The following is a 25,801-nucleotide window of genomic DNA, read 5'->3' as shown; positions in this document are numbered from 1 at the left end:
AAGAAAACTAAGGTATAACTTCTTCAAAGGATCAGTCATGGCTGATGATTCCAGCACAGGTGAAAGTGCCCGGCAAACTGAGGCTGTTGAAAGTCAGAAAGCAGAGTTAACCAGTAGTCGGAATATTGAAAAAATAAGCGCTGCTGCATCACTTATCAAGCCTGCTATTGCCAATACTCAATATATTGTTGATTTCAACCCGGACGAAGTGGAGCTGGAGGTTAGGGGGCCAGACTTTGTTCTTGTCTTTGATAATGGTGTAGAGGTTACATTACTACTCGGTGGGGTAATGACAGCCACGGAGCAGCCCCTTGAGTTTAAATTTGCAGATGGAACGGTCATCAGTGGCGATGACTTTATTTCTAATGCCACCTTTGTTGAGTCAGAAGCAGCAGAAAGTCTGGCACTCAAGCTTCCTGAATCAAAGGCAGAGTCCGAGGGGGAGGGCGAAGGAGAGAGTGAAGAGGAAGGTGATGCAGCTGAGGGGCAGCAGGAAGAACAGTCCTATAGTGAGCCTGCCGACTCCAAGGGAAAATCAAAAAGCAGCAAAAAGCTGTCAAAGAAAGCGGATGAGTTAAAAAAGCAGACAGCGGAGCCAAATCCCAATGAGGGAGAGTTTAGTGAAAGCCTGGAGGCAACGGACTCTTCCAGTTCATCCTCTTCCGCTGTTATTGTTGAAGAAAATCCAAATATTGGTCCCACAGATGCTGAAATCAACATTGAGTTTCAGGCCACCTTAACGAATGTGGGAGCAACCCAGAGTAGTAATTTATATATTGGGGGAGGAGGGTCAGAGGATTCAGCCCTAAGCCCGTCTTTTGAGTTTCAAACAGAAAATGAAGTTATAGATTTTTCCTCATCCACAAATGACCTGGAAATTTCAGGAGATAACAGCAATTTTTTTAACTCTGAAATTACCAGCCGGCAGGTTAACCTGGAGGGGGTAGGGAACTCGGCAGATATTGACACTATCACGGTATCAGGGTTACCGGCAGGTTTTTCTGTTCACCAGGGAACAGATGATGGTAGTGGCAACATCACGGTTCCGGATGATTCCTTTATTGTAAGCTACCCGCTGAACGGTCAGCAGCAAACCTCTACTTTTGACCTGTCATTTACCATTACTTATAAGGATGGTTCCAGTAACACGTTTAATGTGCCTGCCATTGTCCGGGATACGCAAGATTTTGAGGATCTGGACCTTGAAGTAAATGGCTTACAGGCACTTGTTTTTAATTTACGCCAAAACCCTGATGTTATCAGTACCGGATCCGGAGATGACATTATCTACGCCGGGGTTGGGGATGACACCCTTTCGGGAGGAGATGGCGATGACATCCTCAATGGTGGAAGCGGGGTGGATACCCTTGATGGGGGTGAGCATAGTTTAGGGGATACCGCAGATTATAGTGACGCTAATGCTTCAGATAGTGTTATCGAGCCTGATCATGGTGTAGTGGTTGATCTTCAGGCGGGTATAGCCAGTGATGACGGCTTTGGTTTTGAAGACACCCTGATCAGTATTGAAAACGTATCAGGCAGCCAGTTTGACGATACCCTGAGTGGTGATGGCTCGATTAATGTGCTCACTGGTGCGGCTGGAAATGACGCCCTTGATGGTAGGGGCGGTAATGACACGCTCAGTGGAAATGCCGGGGATGACGTTATCAATGGGGGGACAGGTAACGACACCCTTGTCGGTGGAGACGACAATGACCAGCTTCAGGGTGGAGATGGGGATGACATGCTCAGTGGCAATGCTGGGGATGATACGATTGATGGTGGCACAGGCAATGAGTCAGCAGGGGATACCGTTGATTATAGTGATGCCCTGTCTTCTGTTACCGTTAGCCTGATTGATAGTACAGCCAGCGATGGTTCCGGTGGAGCCGACACTATCACAAATATAGAAAATGTGCTGGGGGGGGATTTTGAAGATACCCTGACGGGAGATAGCCAGAATAATATTCTCACCGGCGGTGAGGGGGGAGATACCCTTGATGGCGGCCTGGGAGGGGATACTCTGGATGGAGGTCTTGGCGATGATATCCTGAAAGCGGGTGATGGAAGTGACATCCTTAATGGTGGGGTTGGCTCGGATACTATTGAATTTGCAGATGCTTCGCTTTCTTCGGGGGTTGATGTCGATCTGGGGGATTCCCAGATTACCGATGGCTTTGGTAATACAGATACCATTTCCGGGATTGAAAACCTTTCAGGAACCCGGTTTGCAGATACTCTGACAGGCGATATTAATGGTAATGTCCTGTCAGGATTAGACGGCAATGACACGCTAGATGGTGATGCCGGGCATGATACGCTTTTAGGTGGGGAAAATGCAGATTTACTCCGGGGTGGGGCAGGCAATGATGACCTGCAAGGAGGATCAGGAAACGATACCCTTGATGGCGGTGAGGGAGATGATGCCATTGATGGTGGGGGTGGTATTGATTTTGTCAGCTTTGCCTCTATTACCGGTAGTGCTGTCAATGTGGACTTAAGTGATGGGGTTATCTCCGATGATGGCACCGGTGGCAGGGATACCATTCAGGGTATAGAAAACCTGGAAGGTACAGACTTGCAGCTTCAGGGAGATGTACTGCTTGGAGATACCACAGATAACACCATTCGGGGGCTAAGGGGAGATGATACCCTGGGTGGCGGTGGTGGCACCAATATTCTTGATGGCGGGGATGGTCGGGATACGGTCAGTTATGCTGATGCGGGTTCAGGCATTACTGTTAACCTGTCTGATACTGCCAACCCTGTTATTACGGCCGATGGCCAGGATATCCTGATAAGTATTGAGAATGTCACGGGTAGCAATCATGGAGATACGCTTACTGGTAATGCCCAGGCCAATATTATTAATGGCGGTTTAGGGGACGATACACTAATCGCAGTTGGGGGGAATGATCCTGCTGACAGCAATCTGAAAGATACCCTGGATGGTGGAGGGCATGGTGTAGCCGGCGATACGGCTGATTACAGTGGTGCCGGTGCAGCGATTGCGGTCAACCTGGAAAATGAAGAGGCTTCCAGTGACGGTGATGGCGGACAGGATGTTCTGAGGAATATTGAAAATATTATTGGCACATCCGGGCAGGATACCATTACAGGGAATGCCTCGGCTAATAACCTTGAGGGCAGGGATGGCAGCGATACCCTCAAGGGAGGGGCGGGTGATGATACCCTGGATGGCGGTTCCGGCAGCGAAGTGGATACGGCGGATTACACCGGGGCAAGTAACGGTGTCAGTATTCAGCTATGGAATAATATTGCTACCAATGATGGCTTTGGCAATACCGACACCCTGATCAATATTGAAAATATAAAAGGCAGTGATCATGATGACTTTATCAGTGTTTCAGGGGGAGGAAATACTGATGATAACTCACTGGAAGGTAATGGTGGTGCCGACAGCTTACTGGGTGGAGCAGGTAATGATATTCTTGATGGTGGCTCAGGCGATGACACCCTAAGCGGTGGTGCTGGCCAGGATGACCTGAGAGGTGGGGAAGGTGACGAAATTCGTGGTGATACCGTGGATTACAGTGCTATCACCGGCGTTAACCTGGAAGTGGACCTTGGTCTGGGAACCGTTGCCAATGATGGTACAGGAAGCCAGGATACCATTTCAGGGATAGAGAATATCCTGGCCGGTACTGGCAATGACACCCTTACAGGTAACACCGATGCTAATGTTCTTACCGGTAATGCCGGGAATGATAGCTTAAGTGGTGGTGGTAACGACGACACCCTTTTGGGCGGAGATGGCGACGATACGCTCACCGGTGGCAGTGGTAACGATACTCTTAATGGTGGCACTGGTTTGGAAACCAATGGTGACATCGCCAGCTATAGCTCCAATTCAACATCCGTAACAGCCGATCTTGATGCAGGTACCGCATCCAATCTTGTTACAGGCTCTGACTCATTAATCAGCATTGAAAATATTATTGGCGGCAGTGCGGGTGACACTCTTTATGGCAGTACCGCAGTGGGTAATACCCTGGAGGGTGGTGGTGGTGACGATATTCTTCGTGGCCGCGGCGGCAGCAATACCCTGGATGGTGGCGAAGCTTCAGAGTCGCAGGGTGATACGGCAGACTATTCAAACAGTAATGGTGTTGTTGTTATTGATTTAACCGGCACCCTGACCAATAGCAACGGTATTGATTTTGGTGAAGATGTCTTAATTGATATTGAAAATGTTACGGGGGGGAGCAACGGGGATACCCTGGTAGGCGACAATGGCAATAATATCCTGAGTGGCAATGCCGGTGATGATTTACTGCGAGGTGGTGCTGGGGATGACCGTTTTTATGGTGAGACAGTAGCTGGAGGAACCACCCCAACGAGCCAGGGCAGTGATACGGTTAGCTATGATCAGGCCGCAGCCGGGGTTGATGTGGACCTGTCTACAAATAATGCCATTGATGACGGTGATGGTGGCCAGGATCTTTTATATGGTATTGAAAATATTATTGGTAGTTCCGGGCAGGATACTATCAGTGGCGATAATAACCAGAATATTCTTGATGGGGGGGCGGGCAATGCTGATGACACCCTTTATGGTGCCGGTGGCAATGATACCCTGGATGGCGGTGCTGGCACAGGGGATGTGGCCGATTACTCGGATGCCGCCAATGGCATTACCGTTGACCTTGCCATAGAAACAGCCTCCGATGATGGTGATGGCGCATCAGACACACTGCTTAATATAGAAAATGTCTCTGGTAGTGATGAGAACGATACTATCAGGGGCAATGCCGAAGCCAATACCCTCAGTGGCGGTGATGGTGATGATACGCTTTATGGTGCTGCAGGTAATGACCTACTGGATGGTGGTGGTGATAATGATACCGCCATCTTTGAAGGCTATGGCCGTGCTGTTATAGGGACCCTGGCTGATGGCAGTGACGGCGTTGTAACCAATACCTCGGATAGTGAAACCGATACCCTTCGAAATATTGAAAACCTGACTGGAACTTCTGCTTACGGCGATACCCTGACCGGCAATAGTGTGGACAATATCCTTTCTGGCGAAGGCGGTAGTGACACCCTGAGTGGCCATGTGGGTAATGACACTTTGCAGGGCGGGGATGGTAATGACCTGCTGAATGGCGGAGCCGGTAACGACCGTTTTGAAGGTGGCAATAATATAGATACGGTGACCTATGCCGGCAGTGGCAGTGCCATTACTGTCAATCTTGCAGGTGCTACCGGAAGTGATGGTGTCGGTGGCACTGATACCTTTTCATCCATCGAAAATGTAACCGGGGGGAATGCCGGGGATACCCTTATAGGTGACGATGCCGTAGCAGGCAATGTGCTTAATGGGGCTGATGGTAATGACACCCTCACCGGAGGTGGCGGTGCTGATACCCTGATTGGTGGTGAAGGCGGGGAAGGAGCGAATGGTGGTGATACCGTTGACTTCAGTGATACCGGCTCCAATGGTATAACGGCAAACCTTGCCGATGGCACGGCTACGGATAGTCAGGGCAATAATGATGTGCTGCTGGAAATCGAGCATATTACCGGTACAGACGACGGAGATAGTATTACCGGGGATGCTGACAGAAATATCTTGAAGGGCATGGAAGGTGATGATGTCCTGGTGGGTGGCGAAGGGACAGATACCCTGGATGGCGGCACCCATGGCAGCACTGGTGATACTGCTGATTACAGTGCCGCAACCGACACTGAACACCTGGCTATTGATTTGGGCGGGAGCACAGCCACTGATCAATTTGGTGATACTGACACCCTGATCAATATTGAAAATGTCACAGCCGGTGCTGGTGATGACAGTCTCACCGGAAATAGCAGCGATAATGTTCTAACCGGTAATGCCGGTGATGATGTCCTGTCCGGTGGTTCAGGCTCCACCACGGGTTCTGATACCCTGGATGGCGGAACCCATGGTGTTGCCGGAGATACGGCAGACTATAGCCAAACCACAGTGGCTGTTGAGGTAGATCTTTCTGCCAGTACTAACCAGGTCAGGGAAGGCGCAACTTATACTGATACGCTGGTTGATATCGAAAATGTGATTGGCACTGACCTGCAGGACACCCTGATAGGAGACGGGCAGGCTAATGAGCTTTCAGGAGGGGAAAGCGACGATGTCCTGAAGGGGAATGGTGGGGCAGATATTCTTCGTGGAGGTGACGACGATGATACCCTGGAAGGTGGTGCCGGGGCTGATAGCCTGGAGGGTGGCGATGGCAATGACTCTGCGGATTACAGTAATAATAGTGCCGGGGTCACCGTTGACCTGTCACTGGGTAGCAACCAGGTTTTTGAAAATAATACAGCCACGGACACCCTGAGTAGTATCGAAAATGTCATTGGCAGTAACTTTGCCGATATCCTGTCCGGTGATGGAATGACCAATACTCTCTCCGGTGGGGAGGGAGACGATACCCTCGCCGGTGGAGCAGGGATGGCATCCGATACCCTGGATGGAGGTACAACCGGCGAGAGCATTGGCGATACAGCCGATTATACAGGTGCTAGTGGTGCGCTGGAGGTTGATCTGTCCGGTGGTGACACGACCACTGCCGACATATCGGGGGAATTCTCTGATGTGCTAGTGAGTATTGAAAATATCCGGGGCGGTGATCACGGCAATACCCTGACGGGCAATAACGATAAAAATATTCTTCGGGGTGGTACTGAGAGTGACACCCTGTCTGGGGGTGGGGCTGAGGATACCCTTGAGGGGATGGCAGGTGCTGATACCCTTGTTGGCGGTGATGGTGCTGATACCCTGGATGGCGGTGCTGAGACTGATACCGCAGACTATAGCATTAATACTGCCGGAGTGACTGTTGACCTGTCCTTGGCCAGTAACCAGGTGACAGAGAATGGTATAACCACTGATACCCTTGTAAGCATTGAGAATATTACCGGCAGTGGTCACGATGATGAAATAAGCGGCAACAGTCTTGTGAATGTCCTGAAAGGTGAATCCGGTAGCGATACCCTTTCAGGGGCCGGAGGGAATGACACCCTTGAGGGGGGAAATCATGACGATACCCTTCGGGGGGGGAGTGGCAGTGATACCCTGGATGGTGGTGAAGGTACCGAAACCTCAGGGGATACTGCGGATTATAGTGATCATGCCAATGCCATCACCGTTAACCTGGTCAATGGCAATGCCAGTGATGGCACCGGTGACATTGATACCCTGCAAAATATTGAAAATGTAACAGGAAGCCAGTTTGGCGATGATATTACCGGTGATGGCCAGGGTAATATTTTAAGTGGTGGTTCTGATGGTGCAGACATCCTTAGGGGAGAAGGTGGGGATGACATCCTTCAGGGTGGCGATGGTGCGGACACCCTGATAGGCGGCACCGGCAACGATAGCTTTGAGGGGGGGAATGGCCTTGATACCGCCAGCTATGAGGGCACCCTGGCCGATGTGACTGCGAACCTCCAGACGGGTATTGGTTCTGATGGTACTGGTGGCACAGATACTTTTACTAATATTGAGAACCTGGTTGGCGGCGACGGTGACGATACCCTTATTGGACGAAATGACCTGACTGTTGGCAATACCTTAAGCGGCGGCGATGGCAATGATTTGCTTACGGGCGGTAGTGGTAACGATACCCTGGTAGGTGGAGGGGATAGTGATACCGTTGACTTTATTGATGGCGCCGACGGCATCACGGTAAACCTTGCCAGTGGAACGGCTACCGATAGCGCGGGTGGCAGTGATGTGCTTCAGCAAATCGAACATGTTATCGGTACTGACGACACTGATAGTATTACCGGTGATCAGTTTGCTAACAAGCTTCAGGGCATGGAAGAGGATGATGTCCTGGTGGGTGGAGAAGGGGATGATACCCTGGATGGCGGAACCCATGGCAGCAATGGCGATACCGCAGATTACAGTGCGGCAACTGCCACTGAACATCTGACGATTGATTTGGGAGGCAGCACCGCCACCGATCAATTTGGTGATACTGACACTCTGATCAATATTGAGAATGTCACAGCCGGTGCCGGAAATGACAGCCTGACTGGCAACAGTAGCGATAATGTCCTAACCGGTAATGCCGGTGATGATGTTTTATCCGGTGGTTCAGGAGCCAACACGGGTGCTGATACCCTGTATGGCGGAACCCACGGTGCTGCCGGAGATACGGCAGACTATAGCCAAACCACAGTGGCTGTTGAAGTGGATCTTTCTGCCAGTACTAACCAGGTCAGGGAAGGCGCAACTTATACTGATACGCTGGTTGATATCGAAAATGTAATTGGCACTGACCAGCAGGATACTCTGACAGGTAATAACCAGATTAATGAGCTTTCCGGTGGAGAAAACGACGATGTCCTGAGGGGAAATGGCGGGGCAGATATTCTTCGAGGAGGCGAAGACAATGATACCCTGGAAGGGGGGGCCGGGGCCGATAGCCTGGAGGGTGGAGACGGTAGTGATTCAGCGGATTACAGTAACAACAGCGCCGGGGTTACTGTAGACCTGTCACTGGGCAGCAACCAGGTTTTTGAAAATAATATTGCCACGGATACCCTGAGTAGCATCGAAAATGTCATTGGCAGTGATCATGGGGATACGCTATCTGGCGGCACAGGAACCAATACCCTTATTGGCGGGGGAGGCGATGATCTCCTGGCGGGGGGCGATGGTCAGGCCGATCGCCTGGATGGGGGAACTACCGGCGAGAGTATTGGTGATACCGTAGATTATACCGGCATTAGTGGTTCGTTAGAGATTGACCTCTCTGCTGGCGTTACAACCAGCGCCCAGATATCAGGGGAATCCCCGGATGTGCTGGTCAGCATAGAAAACATCCGGGGGGGGGATCATGGCAACACGCTGACGGGTAACAGTCTCGAAAATATCCTGCGGGGTGGTGCAGGTGTTGACACTATTTCAGGTGGATTGGCTGCTGATACCCTTGAGGGCATGGCGGGTGTTGATACGCTTTCCGGTGATGGTGGCGATGATATCCTGGATGGCGGAGAAGGAAGCGATATTCTGCAAGGGGGGCTTGGTGCAGATATCCTCAGAGGTGGAATTGACACGGGCAGTCCTGATGCCGACACCGCCGATTACACTGGCGCTTTCGGAGCCGTCACCGTTGACCTTTCTGCCGCTAATCCTCAGGCAGTGGTTGCCGGGGATGCCACTGATACGCTGGAAAGTATTGAGAATATTACCGGCAGTGGCCACGCTGATGAACTAAGCGGCAACAGTCTTGTGAATGTCCTGAAAGGTGAATCCGGTAGCGATACCCTTTCAGGGGTCGGAGGGAATGACACCCTTGAGGGGGGGAATCATGACGATACCCTTCGCGGGGGGAGTGGCAGTGATACCCTGGATGGCGGTGAAGGCGCTGAAGCCTCAGGGGATACTGTTGACTACAGTGACCATGCCAATGCCATCACCGTTAATCTGGTCAATGGCGATGCCACTGACGGCACCGGTGATATTGATACCCTGCAAAATATTGAAAATGTAACAGGAAGCCAGTTTGGCGATGATATTACCGGTGATGGTCAGGGTAATATTTTAAGTGGGGGTTCTGATGGTGCGGATACCCTTAGTGGTGGCGGGGGAGATGATATCCTTCAGGGAGGCGATGGTGCGGACACCCTGATAGGCGGCACTGGCAACGATAGCTTTGAGGGTGGAAATGGCCTTGATACGGCCAGCTATGAGGGCACCCTGGCCGATGTGACTGCGAACCTCCAGACCGGAACGGGCAATGATGGTGCCGGGGGCATAGATAGCTTTACCGATATTGAGAACCTGGTTGGCGGCGACGGTGACGATACCCTTATTGGACGAAATGACCTGACTGTTGGCAATACCTTAAGCGGCGGTGATGGTAATGATTTGCTTACGGGCGGTAGTGGTAACGATACCCTGGTAGGTGGAGGGGATAGTGATACCGTTGACTTTATTGATGGCGCCAGCGGCATCACGGTAAACCTTGCCAGTGGAACGGCTACCGATAGCGCGGGTGGCAGTGATGTGCTTCAGCAAATCGAACATGTCATTGGTACTAACGACACTGACAGCATTACCGGTGATCAGTTTGATAACGAGCTTCAGGGCATGGGTGAGGATGATGTCCTGGCGGGTGGCGAAGGGGATGATACCCTGGATGGCGGAACCCATGGCAGCAATGGCGATACCGCAGATTACAGTGCGGCAACTGCCACTGAACATCTGACGATTGATTTGGGAGGCAGCACCGCCACCGATCAATTTGGTGATACTGACACTCTGATCAATATTGAGAATGTCACAGCCGGTGCCGGAAATGACAGCCTGACTGGCAACAGTAGCGATAATGTCCTAACCGGTAATGCCGGTGATGATGTTTTATCCGGTGGTTCAGGAGCCACCACCGGTGCTGACACATTGGACGGAGGGACTAACTCGGTTGCGGGTGATACCGTCAGTTACAGCGGCAATAGTGCGGGTGTTGAGGTTGATCTTTCCGCCGGTTCCAACCAGGTGAAAGAGGGAGCCGTCTTCACTGATACCCTGATTGATATTGAGAATATTATTGGCACTATCCACGCTGACACCTTGACGGGGGATGCGGAGGTTAACACGCTATCCGGCGGCAATGATAATGATATTCTCAAGGGTAATGACAATAACGATACCCTGACCGGTGATGGCGGTAATGATATCCTCAATGGGGGGGCTGGCACAGATAGCCTTGCCGGGGGCATAGGTCAGGATACCGCCGATTACTCTGATAACAGCACTTCAGTAACGGTTGATTTGACAGTCAATCGAGCCACTGAAAATGGTGTTCTTACCGATACTCTGTCTTCTATTGAAAATATTTCTGGCAGCGCCCAGGGCGATACCCTTATTGGTGATGGTTCCGCCAATACCCTGAGTGGTAATGGCGGCGATGATGTGCTTGTGGGTGGTGAGGGAGCGGATACCCTGGATGGTGGTACAGCATCAGAAACAATGGGAGATACGGTGGATTATTCCGCTGTCAATAAGGCAATTAATGTTGACCTGTCTATTGCAAATCCCAAAGGAAACATAGCGGGAGAGGCTTCAGATGACCTGATCAGTATTGAAAATATCTGGGGGGGAAGCCAGCAAAATACCCTGACCGGTAACAACGATAATAACCTCTTAAGAGGCGGTGCCCTTGCAGATACACTGACTGGCAACGGAGGCAATGACACCCTTGAGGGGCAGGCAGGTTCTGATACCCTGATCGGTGGTGAGGGAGCCGATACCCTGGATGGTGGTGAGGGCAGTGATACCCTTCAGGGTGGGCTGGGAGCCGATGTTATCAGAGGGGGAACAGATACCGGCAGTCCTGACTTCGATACCGCTGACTATAGCGGGGCTGTAGGAAAACTCACGGTTGACCTGAATGCGGCTAACCCCCAGGCCGTTGTGGTTAGTGATGCTACAGACACCCTGGAAAGTATCGAGAATATTATTGGCGGTGGATTTGGCGATGAAATCAGTGGTGACGGTGTCGTTAATATCCTGAGAGGTGAGGGTGGCAATGACACCTTATCAGGGGGCGGCGGTGACGATACCCTCGAGGGTGGGGATCAGGACGATACCCTTCGCGGTGGTGACGGCAGTGATTTACTGCGTGGCGGCGAGGGAAATGAACCCCTTGGGGATACGGTTGATTATAGCAACCATGGTCGTTCAATAACTGTAACTCTTAATACCGGCTCAGGCTCTGGGGAAGCAACGGATTCCACATCAGACATCGATACCCTTGAGGGGATAGAGCATGTCATCGGCAGTAACTTTGGTGACAGTCTCACCGGTGATGCAGAGGGTAATACCCTTAATGGTGGATTCGGCGCTGATACCTTTAAGGGCGGGGCTGGTAACGACACCATTATTGGTGGCGATGATGCCAATAACGATACCCTGACCTATGACGGTGTATCCGGTAACATCACCGTTGACCTTGAAGATCAGTCTGTTAATAACGATGGTGAGGGTGGTCAGGATACGGTCTCGGGAATTGAGGTTTTTATTGGTGGTTCCGGACAGGACACCATCAGGGGCGATAGCACTAATCAGACCATCAGCGGTGGGCAGGATAATGATAACCTGGATGGCCGGGCCGGGAGCGATACGCTAAATGGTAATGAAGGCAGTGATGTGCTGTCAGGTGGGGCTGGCCAGGACTATCTGAATGGTGGCTCTGGTGAGGACACGGCAGACTATCGCTACCTTACAACAACGTCAGTCACCGTTGACCTGGCCAATGGCGATAATGGCCATGATGGCAAGGCTATTGAGGGTTCCATCACCGAGAATCTGGATAGCATCGAGAATGTTTTTGGTGGCGGTGCAGACGACACCCTTTATGGCAGTAATGTTGCCAATGACCTGATGGGAAATGGGGGGGATGATACCCTCCGTGGTGGGTTGGGGGCGGATGTCCTTGATGGTGGAACAGAAGAAGATACGGCGGACTACAGCCAGGACAGTGGCGCAGTCAATATTAACCTGGGGGGAATATCAACCGACGGCAGTGGTGCCCAGGACTCCTTGATCAGTATTGAAAATGTGATTGGCAGTAACCAGGCTGACTCTCTTACAGGGGATGGTAATGCCAATGAGTTGCGGGGGGGGCAGGAGGCTGACTTTCTATCCGGTGAAGGGGGCGCTGATAATCTTCTGGGAGAATCCGGAAATGACACCTTACGTGGGGGTGATGGTGCAGATACCCTGGACGGTGGCAGTAGTGGCGTTGATACCGCTGATTACAGCCAGGATAGCAATGGTGTTGTTGTTGACCTCTCTGTTGAAAATGGCGCCACACCGGCTACGGCTACCGATGGCTGGGGGCAGACAGATACGTTGAGAAGTATTGAGAATGTTATCGGTAGCCAGTATGGAGACACCGTTACCGGTAATGACGGCGTCAACCTGCTTCAGGGAGGCGATGGGGCTGATAGCCTGATTGGCGGTGGCCAGAATGATACCTTGCAGGGGCAGGAGGGTGCCGATGTTCTCAAGGGAGGGACGGGCAGTGATACTCTGGATGGAGGTACCACCGGAGGTTCTGATACCGCCGACTACAGCGATGAAAGCGGCGTTGTTATTGCTGACTTGTCAGCGGCAACACCGGAAGCGACCCAGGATGGAACAGGTAGCAGTGACCGGCTGATCAGTATTGAAAATATTACCGGGGGCAGCAATAACGATCAGTTAACCGGTGATAATAATGTCAATACCCTGGATGGCAGTGCAGGCAATGATACCCTTATTGGTGGCCGGGGAGATGATACTCTGATTGGCGACAATGGCGTTGACCAGGATACCGATACGGTTGATTACAGTTCCAGTGACCTGAACGTCATTGTCAACCTGGTGACCGGTGAGGCTCAGGATGGGTTTGGGGGTAATGACAAACTTATTGGCATTGAAAATGTTATCGGCAGTGACGGTAATGATAGTCTGATTGGCAGTCAATACGACAACGAGCTGTTTGGTATGGGAGGCAGTGATACCTTCTCTGGTGGGCAGGGCGATGATATTTTCAGGGGTGGTTCGGATGGTGCTGATACCAATACCGTTGATTATGGCGCTGCCGCTGGTGGCATTGTTGCCAACCTGACCGCAGGCCAGGCCACTGATGATGGTGATGGTGGTCAGGATCAGTTTTTTGATATTGACCATATTGAAGGCAGTGCCCACGCAGACTCCATCACCGGTGATGGCAATGATAATACCCTGATAGGGAATGCCAGCGATGATACCCTCAGTGGCCGGGCAGGGGATGACCGGCTGGAAGGTGGAGCAGATGACCAGGCCACCACGGGCATTGGCGACACGGCTGATTACACCCTGGCAGCGAATGCGGTAACAGCTGACCTTTCCATCAATAAAGCCATCAATGACGGAGACTCCGGCCAGGATGACCTGATTGGTATTGAGAATCTCACAGGCAGTAATAATGCCAATGGTCATGACTCCCTTACCGGCGACAGTAATAACAATATTATCAAAGGGTTGATGGGCGACGATGTTCTGGTGGGTGGTAGTGGCAGTGATAGCCTGGAAGGGGGGGATGGTTCCGATAATCTGGTAGGCGGCATCGGTGCAGACAGTATTGATGGTGGCGATGGCTCCGGGGTTGATACCGTTGATTACTCCACCGATGGTGATGCCAATAGTGATGGCATCGGCGTTATTGTGGATCTGTCTGCCGTTTCAAATCATGCTACAGACGGCAGTGGATCAATAGATAATATAACCCGTGTTGAGAATGTTAAAGGCAGTAATTTCAGGGACACCATAACCGGTACATCAGGGGTTAATACCCTTGAGGGTGGGCAGCAGGATGATACCCTGGCCGGTCTTGGCGGAGCTGATACCCTGGATGGCGGGACTAATGGTAGCTACGGCGATACCGCGGACTATAGCCTGGCTTCCGGATTAATTGTGGCCGATCTGTCCGGATCAACCGATACCGTTTCCGTGACGGGTGATGCCACTGATATTTTGATCAATATCGAACATATCACCGGCAGTAATTTCGGGGATACCCTCTCCGGTGATGGCCAGACCAATGTCCTGCTGGGCGGTGAGGGAACGGATACCCTCTCCGGTGGAGCCGGTGGCGATACCCTCGAGGGGGGAAATCACCAAGATGTCATTAATGGTGATCAGGGAGCTGACACCTTAAGAGGCGACGATGGTAACGATATTCTCTCCGGTGGAGCCAATGATGACATTCTTGAAGGGGGGGATGATGCGGATACTCTATTGGGTGGTTCCGGCTCTGACCAGTTAGATGGTGGTCAAGGGATTGATACCGTTGATTATGGCAGTGAAACCAATGGCATTATTACTGACCTCATCACGTCCCAGAGTACCGGTGGCTCCGGCGGAACTGACACGTTAACCGGCATCGAGAATGTTATTGGGGGAAGTGGTAATGACAGCATTGTTGGTGATGGTGCAATAAATATCCTGCAGGGCAAGGATGGTCAGGATACCCTTCATGGTGGCGGAGAAGGGGATACCCTGCAAGGGGGTAATAATGGCGATACCCTGTTTGGTGATGGGGGTAATGATACCCTCGAAGGGGAGAGTGGTAACGATACCCTGGATGGCGGCACCGGCAATGACACCCTGAATGGTGGAGGTAATGAGGATACCGCAGACTATAGCCTGGCCAGTGGCAGTGTTGTGGCCGATATATCGGGCACTTCAGACTCTGCCACGATCGGAGGGTCAGAAACCGATGCCCTGATCAGTATTGAAAATATTGCGGGAAGTCATCAGGCCGACATCATAACCGGTGATGACAATATCAATACCCTCATTGGTAATGGCGGGGCAGATACCCTCTTTGGCAATGGTGGCAATGACCGGATTTTCGGTAATGATGGTGACGATAATCTGGTGGGTGGCCTAGGCAGTGATACCTTTGAGGGGGGGGAAGGCGCTGAAAGTTCAGGGGATACCGTTGATTACAGTAATCATGGCCGGTCTATTGTTGCCAGTCTGGAAACCGGTTCGGTAACGGATGGCACCGTTGATACGGATATCCTCAATGATATTGAAAACCTTAAGGGCAGTCAGTTGGCTGATACCCTCACTGGTGATTTGGCCGGTAATATTCTGGAGGGTGAAAACGACAATGACCTGATTATCGGCCAGGGTGGTAATGATTCACTATTGGGCGGTAATGGCGACGATGTGCTGCGTGGAGGAACAGGTGCTGACACCCTGGATGGTGGTGCTGAAAATGGAACCGGTGATACCGCTGACTACCGTGATGCTTCCGGAGCTGTCCATGCCGACCTTTCTAGTGCTACACCACAGGCTGTGGTGAGTGGTGATGCCACTGACCGGTTAATCAGTATCGAGAACCTTCGGGGCAGTGATTTCATTGACACACTGACCGGTGACAATAATAACAATGCCATTTATGGCGGGCTACAGGGTGATACCCTGCAAGGTAATGGTGGCATTGACCGCCTGTTTGGCGAAGAGGGTGATGACACGCTCACGGGGGGAGCCGGTGTGGATACCCTGGATGGGGGCAGCACCGCTGAAACCCATGGTGACACCGCTGACTATAGTGCCGAAACAACGGCGGTCACCATCAACCTATTGAACCAGAATCTTAATAATGATGGCCAGGGTAATCGGGATACTCTCACTGAGATTGAAAATCTTGTGGGCGGAAGCGGTGATGACACCCTGTCTGGCGATAATGAAAATAATACACTGACCGGTAATACCGGTAACGATATTCTCGAGGGTCGGGGTGGAAACGACCGCCTTGTTGGTAGTGCCGGTTCTGATGTTGATACCGCTAATTATGAAAATGCGGCAGGCTCTGTCACTGCCGACCTGTCTTCCCAGAGCGCTGCCATAGACGGTGATGGTGGCTCCGATGACCTGATTGATATTGAAAACCTGATAGGCAGTGACCATTCTGGTGGTGACACGCTGACGGGTAGTAATGAAGTTAATGTTATTCAGGGAAGAGACGGCAATGATCGTCTGATTGGCTTGGGTGGCAATGATACTCTGGAAGGTGAAAACCAGAATGATGTACTGATTGGCGGGGCAGGCACTGACACCTTAAAAGGTGGCAATGGCACTGACACGGCTGACTATACCAGTGCCGGTGGGAGTGTGACCGTTAACCTGACCCTTGGCAGTAATCAGGCATCCAATGATGGTGATGGCGCAACGGATGAGCTGGAATCCATAGAAAATATTACGGGCAGTAGTGGCTATGCTGACACGCTGACCGGCGATGGTTCAACCAACCTTCTCCAGGGCTTAGGCGGCGATGACACCCTGTCTGGCGGCGGCAGTGCGGATACACTGGAAGGGGGTTCCGGCAGTGATAGCCTGGATGGTGGTGATGCCAATGATCTGCTTAAAGGGGAAGCGGGCAATGATAGCCTTCAGGGTGGGGCCGGGGCCGATATTCTGGAAGGCGGGGATAATGACGATACCCTGACCGGTAATGCCGGTAATGACACACTAAGGGGTAATAGTGGTAATGATACGGTGGACTACAGCAGTGTCTCGGGAAGTGTTAATGCCAGCCTGGTGGGCGGTGCCAGTGGTGAAGGGGAGGCAACCAGCGATGGCGATAGTGGCCGGGATACCTTTGAAGGCATAGAAAATATTATTGGCAGCAATCAGGGGGATACCCTGAAAGGCAATTCCGGGGCAAATACCCTTGAGGGGCGTGATGGCAGTGATGCCCTGAATGGCGGGCTGGGTGATGACTCCCTGGTGGGGGGAGACGGTGCCGGGGCTGACCGGGTTGAGTACGATGATGCCCCGGATAAAGTAATTGTTAATCTATCGATGCAGTCAGCCTCCGGTGGTGCAGGCAATGACACTTTGATAGGTATTGAAGATATCAGGGGCAGTAGCCACGATGATACCCTGACGGGTGACAATAATGTCAATGTGATTGAAGGCCTTGATGATGATGACCTGATTCGCGGGGAAGGGGGAGCCGACACCCTGTATGGCGGCAGCCATAACGATACCTTATACGGTGGTGCAGATGCCGATACCATTGCCGGTGATGCCAATGACGACACCATCAGTGGGGGTGCCGGTAATGATGACCTTTCTGGTGGCGCCGGTTTTGACACCCTTGATTACCATGATTACACCGCCAATTTAGTGATTGACCTGAACAGCAGTCAGGTTAATGCCGGGGCATCCGATATCGATTCAATCAGCGGTTTTGAGGCGGTGGATTCCGGTTCCGGTAATGATCAGCTCACGGGTACCAATGCCGCCAACCTACTAAACGGCAATAGTGGTACAGATACCCTGACCGGTGGTGCGGGTAACGACACACTTAATGGGGGGCTGCTCTCCGACTGGTTTATTGAAGGTGCCGGTAATGACACTATTGATGGTGGTGATCAGGTGTCCGTTGATACGGTTGATTACAGCAATCTGGGTGCCGGCCAGTCAGTCACTGTTACGCTGGTTCAGGGGGCTGATGGTTCAGCCGTTTCCGGTGGTGATACGGACATCCTGCGAAATATAGAAAATGTGGTGGGTTCCGGCGAAGGCGATACCCTCACCGGCAGTGCGGCGGTTAATACCCTGGTGGGTGGTACAGGAGATGATACCCTGATCGGTGGTGCCGGTAATGACAGCCTTGATGGTGGTGATGCCACCGATCTTGATACGGCGGATTACTCTTCCAATTCCAGCGCACAAAGCATTGTTATTAACCTCGGTAATCAGGCCCTTAACCAGGATGGCCTGGGTGGCGTTGATACCTTAAGCGGTATTGAGGTTATTCGTGGAGGGGCGGGCAATGACCAGATAACAGCGGATGGTGAAGATAACCTGCTCTATGGTAATCATGGAGAGGATATTCTGGACGGGGCTGGTGGGGCGGACTCTCTTTATGGTGGCGAGGCCGACGATACCCTGCGCGGTGGCGATGGCGCTGATTATCTCGATGGGGCAGGAGGAACAGGGGATACGGCAGACTACAGTGGTGCTACGGTTACCATTGAAGCCAGCCTGGCTTCCAATACAGCAAAGGAGAACGGTGTCAGCACCGATACCTTTAGCGGCATTGAAAACCTGAGGGGCGGACAGCAGAGTGACACTCTAACTGGTGATAGCGGTGCTAACAAAATTGAGGGTAATGAGGCGGCCGATACCATTACTGGCGGCGCTGGCAATGACTCCCTGTATGGTAATGCGGGCAATGATTACTTCATAGAAGGCGAGGGGAATGACTCCATTGATGGTGGCAGCGAGTCAGATACGGTGGACTACAGTGGCGTGACGGGCAGCGGACTCACCGTGGATCTGGATAATGACAGTGGTTTTGACACCGGTTTTTCCAACCTTAACAGTCTGCCTGGCTCGGATACCCTTAAAGATATAGAAAACATTATAGGTACTGGCCAAGACGATAGTATTACCGGTAATGATGAAGTCAATAGCCTTGATGGCGGCAGCGGTGACGATACCCTGGTGGGTATGGCCGGTGATGATACCCTGGATGGCGATGCTGAAGGCAGTGGTGGGGATACTGCCAGCTATAGCTACCAGTCTAACAGTGTGGTTATTAATCTTGCGAATGATACCAATAATAACGATGGTCATGGCGGACGGGACCGGTTGGTTGATATAGAGAATGTTACGGGGGGTTCCAACAACGACACGTTAACTGGCGATAATCAAAATAATACCCTGGATGGCGGTAGTGGCAATGACACGCTCGCTGGTGGCAGCGGCAGTGATACCCTTAATGGCAATGGCGGCAGTGATACCGCAAATTACAGTAATGCCACCAATGACCTGTCTATTGACCTTTCTGCTGGAACAGTAACCGTTAACGATACTTTAGGCGGCACTGACAGATTAATATCCATAGAAAATCTGGTGGGTGGTAACCATAAAGACACCCTTACGGGAAATGATTCTGCCAATACCCTCCTGGGGGGCGATGATACTGATAATCTCAGGGGCCTTGATGGGGCCGATACTCTGGAAGGGGGGGATGGTGCTGACACCCTCAATGGCGGCAATCACGCGGATATACTGAGAGGAGGTGACCAGAACGATACCCTGATTGGCGGGGCCGGGGCGGATAATTTACAGGGGGGCGCACATACTGACACTGCCGACTATAGTGCCCAGTCTTCAAGTGTGATTATTAATCTTGTTAATCAGGCGGTGAATAATGATGGTCAGGGGGGGCAGGATTCCCTCACGGATATCGAGAATATTACCGGGGGTTCCAACAACGATACCCTCATTGGTGATAACCAGGTTAATGTGCTTACCGGAAATAATGGCAATGATATCTTAAGTGGCGGCGGCGCAGCTGACACCTTGCTGGGGGGTGAAAACGATGACACCTTGCTGGGTGGTGCCGGTGCCGATACCCTGGAGGGTGATAACGGCACTGATACCGCTGACTATACCGGCCACAGCAGCCGTGTTGTGGCGACACTGACGGATGGCGGTGGTGGCAGTGGCTCTGTCACCGATCAGGCGACCTCCGACGTAGACACCTTAATCGAGATAGAAAACCTCACCGGTAGTGGCTCTGGCGATACTCTGATAGGTAATGATCTGGTGAATATCCTGATGGGTGGCGATGGCGCGGATACCCTGAAGGGAGGCGATGGTGCCGATGTATTAAGGGGCGGCAATGTCACCACAGATACCAGTAACAGTGATGTGGCGGACTATAGTGGCGCCACAGGCTCGCTGACTATTGACCTTGCCAATGAAGAAGCCACCAATGACGGTTTTGGAAACCGTGATGATGTTATTGATATTGAACGAGTGATTGGTACCAGCCAGGCAGACTCTATTCGTGGTGATGCCGCGGGTAATAGTCTCAGTGGCGGTGATGGCGATGATACGTTATACGGCGCTGGTGGTGTTGATACGCTGGTGGGCGGGAACCATGCAGGTACTGTGGATACGGTGGACTATAGCAGTGCCGCCGGAGCTGTGAATGTGGATCTGTTAAATACCCGGGCCAATAATGATGGTGACGGTGCTACGGACAGGCTCTTTGGCATTGAAAATGTTATTGGTTCCAGTGAGGGCGATACCATTGCCGGGGATAATAACAATAACCAGCTTGACGGTGGCGCTGGTAATAAAGCGGATACCCTTATCGGTAATGGTGGTGATGATACCCTGCTGGGTGGGGGAGGTGATGACTTCTTTGAGGGAGGGGATGGCAACGACATCCTGAATGGCGGGGATGGTAATGACTCCGTTGACTTCAGTACATTTACCGGGCAGTTGACCATTGATCGCTCCGGCGGTGGCGAATCGTTCAATGTGGTGCTTGGGGTGGGTAATACCGATACCCTGATCAGTATTGAGAACTTTATTCTGGGGGAAGGTGACGATCATATTATTGGTGATGACCAGAATAATGTATACGGAGGAGGCATCGGTAACGATACCCTGGAAGGACGGGGTGGTGATGATACCCTCAGTGGTAATGAAGACGACGATGTCCTCCAGGGGGGAGATGGCAGTGACACCCTTGATGGGGGTGAACATGCCGGTGATAACGATGTTCTTGATTACTCTGATGTCACCAATGCCGGTAGTCACTTAACCATTGATTTAAATGCATCCACTGTGGTTGATGTGGGGCGGGGAACGGACACTATTGCCAACTTTGAATCTGTATTTGGAGGGGCAGGCAATGACAGGATTACCGGTACGGCAGAGGTTAACACCCTGGATGGAAACAATGGGGCTGATATTTTATACGGCGGTGGTGGTTCAGATACCCTGATTGGTGGCAGCAGCTCCGGTACCGGTGACCGTGTGGACTATTCAAGCCATGGCAGTGGTATCACGGTGACATTAGGGGCTTTAGGCAATGGTTCAGCCACTGATGGTGTGGATACCGACACCCTTTTGGGCATTGAAGACATTACAGGCAGTAGTCATGGCGACACACTGAATGGTAATGATGCCACCAATGTTATTGATGGTGGCAATGGTGCTGACCTGATCCGGGGCAACGGTGCCGTGGATTTCATAGATGGCGGTTTGGGCATTGATACCATTTACGGCGACGGGGGGAGTGACTCCATTGATGGTGGTGAAGGCGGTGACACCCTTTATGGCGGTGAAGATATAGATACCATCAGGGGAGAGGCCGGCAACGACACACTCTATGGTGATGCCGGGGATGATCGCCTGGTGGGTGGCAGTGGTAATGACGTACTGGATGGTGGGGCTAATGATGCCGGTGGTGACACCGTAGATTATGATGGCAGTAGTGCCATAACCGTTGATATGACCCTGTCAGTTAACCAGGTCAGCAACGACGGCCAGGGAGGACAGGATACCCTGGTGGGTATAGAAAATATTATCGGAACGGCCAATAACGATACATTGATCGGTAATAGCGATAACAATCGCCTGGAAGGCTGGAATGGCATAGATATTATCAATGGTAATGGAGGACAGGACAGCCTGGTGGGTGGTTCTGGCAACGATACCATGGATGGGGGCAGTGATGCGGATACCCTTGAGGGTAATGGTAATGATGATCTGCTAACCGGTGGCCAGGGGGATGACTTTATTAAAGGGGGCAATAACAACGATACCCTCCTTGGTGGTACCGAGAACGATACCCTTTGGGGTGAAAACAATAATGATATTCTCGATGGGGGAGCTGGCGATGACACCCTTGATGGCGGTGGCGGTATCGATACCCTGCTACTGACGGATGCCGGTATCACCCAGGCTGTTGATATCAATCTCTCCGCGGGAAGTGCCAGTAACGACGGCTATGGTTCCAGCGACAGCAGTATCAGTGGTATTGAAAATGTAACCCTGGGCGTCAATGGGGGGACAGTTACCGGTAATGCCAGTGTGAATGTCCTGACCGGTAATACCGGTGTGGATATCTTCCACGGCAACGACAATAACGACACCCTTTTGGGCAATGATGGCAATGACAGCCTTTATGGTGATGCCGGTAGTGACTCCCTGGTGGGCGGTATTGGTAATGACACCCTGGAAGGTGGGGCTGATGGCGACATTCTGGAGGGTAATGAAAATAATGACCTGCTGAAAGGTGATGACGGTGATGACCAGTTGTTTGGTCATGCCGGTGTGGATGTCCTTGAGGGCGGTAATAACAATGACACCCTGGAAGGGGGCGATGATGGCGACACCCTTTCCGGTGGTTCAGGCAACGATATTCTTCGAGGTCAGGGAGAAGCCGATACGCTGAATGGTGATGCGGGCAATGACACCCTGGAAGGGGGGGATGGCATTGATGTGCTTAATGGCGGTAATGACTCTGACACCCTGATAGGTGGCAATGATAACGATACCCTCAATGGTGATGCGGGCGAGGATACCCTGGAAGGGGGGGCTGGCAATGACTCCCTGGATGGTGGCTCGGGAAGCAGTGACTGGGCTGATTATTCCAGTTCGGCTGGCAGTGTGAATGCTGATCTCAGTGACCTTGTTGGCACTAATGCCGAAGACGGTACAGGTACTAACGACACTCTCACCAATATTGAGAATATATCGGGTGGTAGCGCCGCTGACAGCCTTACCGGTGATAGCAATGTTAATCATCTGGTGGGAAATGGCAATGATGATGTGCTGTCGGGTGCTGCCGGTGCGGATATCCTGGAGGGTGGGGCAGGCAATGATATATTGATCGGTGGTACGGGCAATGACTCCCTGGATGGCGGAGAACATGCCGGGGATAACGATACCGTCGATTATAGTGACGATGCTGGCAATGTGGTTGTTAATCTTTCCCTTGCCCAACAGACCGCCACTGATGGCAATGGTGATACTGATACCTTGTCTGGTATTGAGAGTGCCCGGACCGGTGATGGCAACGATACCTTAACCGGTGATGGCAGCGCCAACACCCTGGAAGGTAATGATGGTAATGATGTGATCAGTGGCGGTGACGGCGATGACTCCCTGAATGGCGGTGACGATACGGATACCCTTAATGGTGGCAAGGGCAATGATGTCATTAATGGCGGCAGTGGCGCTGATGACCTGCTGGATATAAGCACTGCCACCCATGCCATTAACGTGAATCTCAGCACCCGGGAAGCCAGCCAGGATGGCTACAACACCTCTGACAGCAGCGGCAACATTAACGGTATTGAACATGTGACCGGCGGTGGCCTGGCTGATGTGATTACCGGTAATGGCGCCAGGAACATCCTGACGGGTAACGGCGGCAGTGATTATTTATCCGGTGCTTTTGGCAATGATACCCTCTTTGGCAATGCGGGAGCAGATACCCTGGAAGGTGGTTCCAGTGACGATATTCTTTATGGCGGTGATGCCGGTGATACCGGCGGAAATGATGATACTGCCTGGTTCTACAATGGCGCTGCCGTAAAAGTGAATTTATCCGGATCTGTGGTTACCACCACCACCGGTGAGAACCTTGCCGCCAACAGTGCAGTCGGGGATGGTAATGACCAGCTCTATGGCATTGAGCATGTTATGGGCAGTTTCTCCTCTGACACTATTATTGGCGATAGCGGTGTTAACCGTCTTGAGGGTAACTCGGGTGATGATACCCTGAGGGGCGGTGGAGGCAATGATACCCTGGACGGCGGCGACGACGATAATGGCGATATGGTGGATTACAGTACCGCAGGAAGCGGTGGGGTTACCGTTGATCTTGATGCCGGGTCTGGCAGTGGTTCCGGCGAGGGTACGGATACCCTGATCAATATCGAGAATATCCACGGCAGTGATTTTGGGGACACATTAACCGGCGATAGTGGCGATAACTGGATTAATGGAGCTGAGGGTGATGATATTCTTTTTGCCACTGCCGGCGATGATACCCTGGATGGCGGTGACGCTGCTGATACTGACACCGTTAACTACAGCACCATAACCGGCGGCGTCACTGTCACCCTGGCCGAAACTGCCAATGACGGCTCTGCCACGAAAAGCGGAGGCACCGATATCCTCAGGGATATTGATCATGTTGTGGGCACTGACGGTGCCGGTGGCCAGGATACCCTGACAGGGAATAGCGGTGTCAATCACCTGCAGGGTGGAGAAGGGGATGATACCCTCAGCGGCGGTGCCGGTGCTGATATTCTGGATGGTGGCTCAAACCATGAAACCCGTGGTGATACCGTTGATTACAGCCAGGACTCAAGTGGGGTCACTGTTAACCTGAGTGCCGGGTTTGGAACTGATGGTGGTGGTGCAATGGATACCCTGTCCCTTATTGAAAATATCCGGGGCAGTGACCATGCCGACCTTCTGCAGGGTAGTCACGGTTTTAACGGAACGACTGCCAATAATATCATTGACGGTCGGGGTGGTGACGATACCATTTTTGGGGGAATGGGGGCAGATACCCTGTCTGGTGGTAACGATAATGACACCCTGAATGGCAACCAGGATAACGACATCCTCGAAGGCAATGCCGGTGATGATGTGATCCATGGTGGCTTTGGTAATGACACCCTGGATGGGGGGAACAATACCGCAGCGGGCGATACCCTGGATATGGTGGGTAATGTGACGGATCCGGGAGATACGCCCGATGATATAGTGGTAGACCTTTCCTCGACAGTGGATGGTGAGGGTTATATTACCGTCAATAAGAGTTATGGGGGCGGCATGGTAACGGGCACTGACAGGGTGAAGGGCTTCGAAAACGTCACCACAGACCATGGCAACGATACCCTGACCGGTGACAGTGGCAATAACGTGCTGAGCAGTGGCAGGGGAACTGACACCCTAAATGGCGGGGCTGGTGCTGATACCCTAAATGGCGGTGATGATGGCGATACCCTGCATGGTGGCATTGATACGGTGGTGGATATCCTTAATGGTGAGGGTGGCAATGATACCCTCACCGGTTTTGCCAAGGATCAGCTGTTAGGAGGCGCCGGGGATGATGTGCTCAGTGTTAACCTGGCCGCCCTGCAGGACAGTGCCACGGTGATTGATGGTGGAACCAACACCGCCACAGGGGATACCCTCCAGCTGGGGGACGGGGTGACCTATAACCTCTCTTCCTATAAAGACCTGATTGATAATATGGAAAAGATTGATTTTACCGGAGGCAATGCCGATACCATTAATATATCCATCAATGATACGGATGATATTTCCGGGGCCAACAGTTTAACCATTGATGTGGATAATGGCGGAACCGATTCTGTAACCGTGACTGATTATACCACCCTGGATACCACTGATCCGAACCAGCATGTTTACTCGGATGGCACCAATACGATAACAGTGAATTTCCTGTAG

Annotated in this window: 1 protein-coding gene; it reads left to right on the top strand. The window is 52.0% G+C overall.

Translation table 11 applies throughout. The features are described from left to right. Positions 1 to 37: 37 nt before the first annotated feature. Positions 38 to 25,801, top strand: a complete 25,764-nt coding sequence (locus tag MJ595_RS00860) for a hypothetical protein (RefSeq protein WP_263080644.1) — start codon at positions 38 to 40, stop codon at positions 25,799 to 25,801.

Origin of the sequence: Endozoicomonas sp. Mp262 (assembly GCF_025643335.1) — a bacterium.
GTDB lineage: Bacteria > Pseudomonadota > Gammaproteobacteria > Pseudomonadales > Endozoicomonadaceae > Endonucleibacter.
The sequence above is the reverse complement of the archived record's forward strand: the minus strand, read 5'-3'. Positions and strand labels throughout refer to the sequence as shown.

What these genes read in the sequence shown, in the direction of transcription:
- MJ595_RS00860 (WP_263080644.1), top strand. Translation starts at nt 38, where the DNA reads ATGGCTGATGATTCCAGCACAGGTGAAAGTGCCCGGCAAACTGAGGCT.